The organism is Microcystis sp. M53602_WE12, assembly GCF_030065455.1.
Taxonomy (GTDB): Bacteria; Cyanobacteriota; Cyanobacteriia; order Cyanobacteriales; family Microcystaceae; genus Microcystis; species Microcystis aeruginosa.
On the sequence record NZ_JASJFB010000445.1, the window covers coordinates 1 to 4,212 of the forward strand.

At 45.8% G+C, this 4,212-nt stretch carries 3 protein-coding genes and 1 tRNA gene; 1 reads left to right on the forward strand and 3 read right to left on the reverse strand.

All coding sequences use genetic code 11. The features are described 5' to 3' along the window. Positions 1-731: 731 nt before the first annotated feature. The 3 genes from PX482_RS14945 to PX482_RS14955 form a co-directional block, all read right to left on the reverse strand. On the reverse strand, positions 732-1,919 hold the full coding sequence (locus PX482_RS14945; RefSeq protein ID WP_288027106.1) for an FtsW/RodA/SpoVE family cell cycle protein: 1,188 nt from the start codon (positions 1,917-1,919) through the stop codon (positions 732-734). 70 nt (positions 1,920-1,989) lie between these two features. Then, on the reverse strand, positions 1,990-2,934 hold the full coding sequence (locus PX482_RS14950; protein ID WP_002757342.1) for an isoaspartyl peptidase/L-asparaginase: 945 nt from the start codon (positions 2,932-2,934) through the stop codon (positions 1,990-1,992). 505 nt (positions 2,935-3,439) lie between these two features. Then, positions 3,440-3,512: transfer RNA gene (locus PX482_RS14955), tRNA-His, on the reverse strand. 102 nt (positions 3,513-3,614) lie between these two features. Here PX482_RS14955 and PX482_RS14960 point away from each other — a divergent pair. Continuing rightward, positions 3,615-4,001 (forward strand): DUF4359 domain-containing protein, encoded by a 387-nt coding sequence (locus PX482_RS14960; RefSeq protein WP_002757343.1) that lies wholly within the window; start codon positions 3,615-3,617, stop codon positions 3,999-4,001. Positions 4,002-4,212: the final 211 nt, after the last annotated feature.

Here is a 4,212-nt window from a genome sequence, read left to right on the forward strand (position 1 = left end):
AAATCGGTAAAACCCTACACCCCACCTGCCCCCCCGATGTCGGGGGGGTTGGGGGGGCCACACCCTGCCCCCAAGAAAAACTTTTTGCCGCAAACCCTAGGTAATTGACCACCTGAAAATGGGTCAAACCCGACACCCCACACCCTGCCCCCAGGAAAAACTTTTTGCCGCAAACCCTATTTATTCTCCCTTCTCCCCTCTCCCTTCTCCCCTTTCCCCTTTCCCTTCTCTGCAATAATTACTCGCAGCCAGAAGTCCATTGGGCTAATATCATACTTTGTGCTTTTTGTCAAAAAAACTTTTTTTTTGCAATAAAACTACACAAAAAAAAGATCATCGTTGCCCGTGAAATTGACTGATTTACCCGTCTTAATTAGGATCACCCTGTAGGTGTGGCAAGGGTTTCAACCATTGCTACCCAAAAAAGCACAGAATAACCGATTATGAAATTCTATCAAATCGCTGTCACCATTGTAACATCGTTGTTAAATAAAAATCTTTCTCAATTAATTCTTAAGAATTTGTAAATATTGCGGAATGTTAATTTAAATATTCTCAAGTTTTTGGAGTCAATCAATAATTTTTACTTATCTTTGTCGAACATTGGGTGAGGAGTCAGGAATCAGGAGATAGGGGGGTCACTGCTTGCGCGTTGCGGGGGGTTTTGGGGTGATAGGGTGATGAGACAGCTTCCCCACTTCCCCACTTCATAATTCATAATTCCCAATCCATCACTGATGACTGAAAACCGAGACAATTTTCTGAGGACTTTTTTTAATGGTGGAAACCGGATCGGGGTCATTTTCTTCCCTAGCCACGCGGATTAAGAGGGCGGCTAAAAAGAGACTGGCTAAACTGGAACTGCCGCCATAACTAAAGAGAGGGAAAGGTAAGCCGGTAGTGGGTAAAGAACCAGTAGCCACACCGATATTTAACAGGGATTGACCGATTAAAATTACCATCGCCCCGATCGCCACTAATTTTTTGATGCGATGACGACATTTAACCGCCACGATGAGGGCGAGAGTAGCGTAGAGAAATAGCATGATTAACAGTAAAATACCGCCAATAAAACCAAATTCCTCGCCAAAGACAGCGAAAATAAAATCCGTATCCGGGAAGGGTAGATAAGATAATTTTTGTAGGGATAAACCGTAACCGCTGCCGGTGGTTCCGCCAGAACCGATCGCCAGTAAACTCTGCACTAATTGATAACCATCACCCCGGGGATCCTGCCAGGGGTTTAAGAAAGACAAAATCCGTTTTCTCTGGTATTCGCGGAAAGTAACACTAACCACGGCCATAGTTACACCCAGTAAAGCGGTGCTGGTCATGTAGGATAAAGGCAGACCGGAGGCAAGAGCGATCAGCCAGAGAGTTATACCACACAGAGCAGTGGTACTCAAGTTAGGTTGTAAGAGGATGCCCGCTAGAATTAGCCCAAAAATAGCGATCCAAGTTAACCGTTGATTGACATTTAAACGCGGCCAACCACCGAAAACCGCCGCCCCTTGCAGGACGAGAAACGGTTTCATAAATTCCGACGGTTGCAAGAGAATCGGCCCGATTTTAATCCAACGGGTGGCACCGTTGATATTAGTTCCCAAACCGGGGATAAGAGTGATCAAAATTAATCCTAAAACTAATAAAATCATCCAGGGTGCGATTTTGAGGAGTTTCTCGATCGGCAATCGCACCAGGAAATTAAAGCCAATTAAGCCAATCCAAAGCCAGATTAATTGGCGGATAAAATAGTATAGTCCGTTATCAAAGCGACTGTCAGCCAGAGCGTAGGAAGCGGAAAAAAGCACCACTAACCCGACTAACAGCCACAAAAAAGTCATCCAGCGCAATAATCGCGCTTCGGCTGACCAGTTTTTCACATCGGGGTCAAAAATAGGAATAATGTATTGCCACACGGAGATTTTCGAGAAGAAGTATCTTGTACAGATTAACCGAAAAGACTAGGCTCGATCGCAGTTTGTTCCACTATCCGACGGCGACATGACCGATTAAACCGACATTTTCACCGTGCCATTCTAGGGTATCACCGATCGCCTGACCGTCGTGATAGGCAGCCAAGAGAATTTCCGCCGTTTTCCCCCAAACAATATTCCCCTGACGATCAAGGGAAATCATGCCCAGATCCCGACCATTAGTTTGGGATTCGCGCATGGATTTCTCCACGGCAGCGGCGAGGGAAAAACCATCGGTGACGCGAATAACCACCTTAGCGGCTAAACATTCATCGATAATATCTTCCCCGACCCCCGTACAACTTACTCCTGCCCATGGATTCGCATAATTGCCGGCCGGCATGGCACTGTCACTAACGCGACCGATTCTTTCTAATCCCTTCCCTCCGGTAGAAGTTCCGGCGGCGATGTCTCCTTGTTGATCAAGGGCCACTACCCCGATAGTTCCCCGTTGTGCTGACGAATCGGCGAATAAACGGGCCATTTTGCGATTAAAATTCGTCTTTCTTTCCTCCATCCATTCTTGAATCCGATAATCGGTGAGGGGATCATAGAGGGGAATTTGTAATTCTCGGGCCAGATCTGCAGCTCCAATTTCCGAGAGAATGCGATCCTCTTGACTTTGGAGAAATTGAGCCAGGCTAATGGGATTCTGTACCCGCGAGACGTTAATGACACCGCTTAAACGCTGGTGACGACCATCCATCAAGGCTGCACTCATTCGCACCTGACCGTCCGATTGCACCACCGAACCGGTCCCGGCATTAAATCGCGGTTCATCCTCCAGTAACATACATCCTTTTGTCACCGCCTCCACAGCACTAGCACCATTGTCAAGGAGGTTGTAAATATTCTTAACAATCCCCCGGAGAGAATCGCGGACTGATTCTAAACCACCTTTGTCCTCTAGGGAACTCGCTCCCCCATGAATAATTAACTTCGGATTTACTTTGGTCATTATTGTCCCAATATCACATTACCGATCGGATCTAAACTATCACGTTATCGCTACTCCGCTTCGCCAGTGCCGTCTTAACCGGTAAGTAGGGTTTGCGGCAAAAAGTTTTTCGTGGGGACAGGGTGCGGGGTGTGGGGTGTGGGGTGTGGGGTTTTACCCATTTTCAGGGGTTCAATTACCTAATTTTCAGGGAAAAAGTCCAGGGATTTTGCCCCGATCACTCCCAGATCCGGTACTTTTTGATTGACAAAAGATCTAAAAGTGTTACCCAACAAGGTTTTCAGATTTATTCAGCCAACCCTAATTACTCACCGTTCGCTCCTTTCTGGAAGCGAGAATTTGCTCAATTGTCTCAAATACAGTCTAGCCAACACATTGACCGTTCTCACCGAAATTTATCAGTACATAAAGACTATTTTGAGGTTAACGAATTGATTGGGGATTTGAGTGGGTAAGTGCCAATCAACCCCCTCAAAGCCTAATTATCAACGAGCCTTGAAAAGAGGGCGAACGAGGGGACTTGAACCCCCGAGTGGTGGAACCACAATCCACTGCCTTAACCACTTGGCTACGCTCGCCGTACACCTTTTCGAGTATAGCACAAGACGAATGGTTGACAAGAGGTTTTTTATCCTAATTCAGGCTATGGTTAGGGTAAGTGAGTGATGATTTGAGAGCTTATGAAATTGGCGCGGTTAGGGGGAATAGTGTTAGGAGTGGTTTTAGGGGGAATTGCGGGGATATTGCTGACAACTAACCCCAATCGTCAAGATTACGAACAATACGCTTCCCAGAGGTTAACTAGCTATCTTAAGGATAATGTCTGCGCTCGGGCGCAAGCTTCCCTCGAGGTGCAAGCTCTCTTACGGGGTTACTGTAAAATGTTGGTGGATACGGGTCATCCTTTTTTACAAGAAGCGATCGCCACTCACACCACTAGAAAGAATTTTGTCATTTTCAGCGTTTATCAAACGGAATTATGGTTCCCTCCCCCTTTACCTAGTTATCACTTCAGCACCGTCGGTTTTTTGAACAAATTATACATCTACGAAGCTTTAGAACTGTAGTCAGGCAATTGAAATTTTCCGAGAGTAAATCCTGATGGTAGTGATTTTATTGTAGTGGTGATAGCTGAAATTATGGCTCTTCGGTTTGTGTTATGCAATGGACGGGGGTTATAAGGGATGGAACCCTTATAGAGAAAGGCATTTAGCGATTTTTGTCAATTGTTTTTTATCTAGAGCGAACTAATCAATTAAGTCTCTTGCCAGATAAGGA

What these genes read in the sequence shown, in the direction of transcription:
- PX482_RS14950 (WP_002757342.1), bottom strand. Translation starts at nt 2,934, where the DNA reads ATGACCAAAGTAAATCCGAAGTTAATTATTCATGGGGGAGCGAGTTCC.
- PX482_RS14960 (WP_002757343.1), top strand. Translation starts at nt 3,615, where the DNA reads ATGAAATTGGCGCGGTTAGGGGGAATAGTGTTAGGAGTGGTTTTAGGG.